Raw genomic sequence first — 469 nt, forward strand, 5'->3', positions numbered from 1 at the left:
AATAACTACCTTTCTTTGATTATTCAAAGTAAAAATGCGGGAGTGGCGGAATTGGTAGACGCGCTGGATTTAGGTTCCAGTATCTTAGGATGTGAGAGTTCAAGTCTCTCCTTCCGCACCATGTTCTCGATAAGAACTAAAATAATCAGCTAATTCTTTGTTGGGATATCGCCAAGCGGTAAGGCACCAGGTTTTGATCCTGGCATTCCCAGGTTCAAATCCTGGTATCCCAGCCAATTTCTTCTACCAAAGAAATTGCTATAAAGAATGACAATATGCGGGAGTATCGGAATTGTCAGTAGTCTTGAATTAGACGCTGGATTTAGGTTCCTATACATTAACACCTGTGTATGTAAAATGCGGGAGTGGCGGAATTGGTAGACGCGCTGGATTTAGGTTCCAGTATCTTAGGATGTGAGAGTTCAAGTCTCTCCTTCCGCACCATGTTCTTATCTAGAACTAAAACTGT

The 469-nt window shown here is 42.0% G+C and carries 3 tRNA genes; all 3 read left to right on the forward strand.

Annotated elements, in window-relative coordinates:
* Positions 1–36 precede the first annotated feature (36 nt).
* The 3 genes from CWC04_RS17760 to CWC04_RS17770 all read left to right on the forward strand — a co-directional run bounded on the left by CWC04_RS17760 (position 37) and on the right by CWC04_RS17770 (position 444).
* Positions 37–121: transfer RNA gene (locus CWC04_RS17760), tRNA-Leu, on the forward strand.
* Between the two features lie 40 nt (positions 122–161).
* A tRNA-Gln gene (locus CWC04_RS17765) sits at positions 162–236 on the forward strand.
* Between the two features lie 123 nt (positions 237–359).
* A tRNA-Leu gene (locus CWC04_RS17770) sits at positions 360–444 on the forward strand.
* Positions 445–469: the final 25 nt, after the last annotated feature.

It is taken from the genome of Pseudoalteromonas sp. S2893 (assembly GCF_005887105.1).
GTDB lineage: Bacteria > Pseudomonadota > Gammaproteobacteria > Enterobacterales > Alteromonadaceae > Pseudoalteromonas > Pseudoalteromonas atlantica.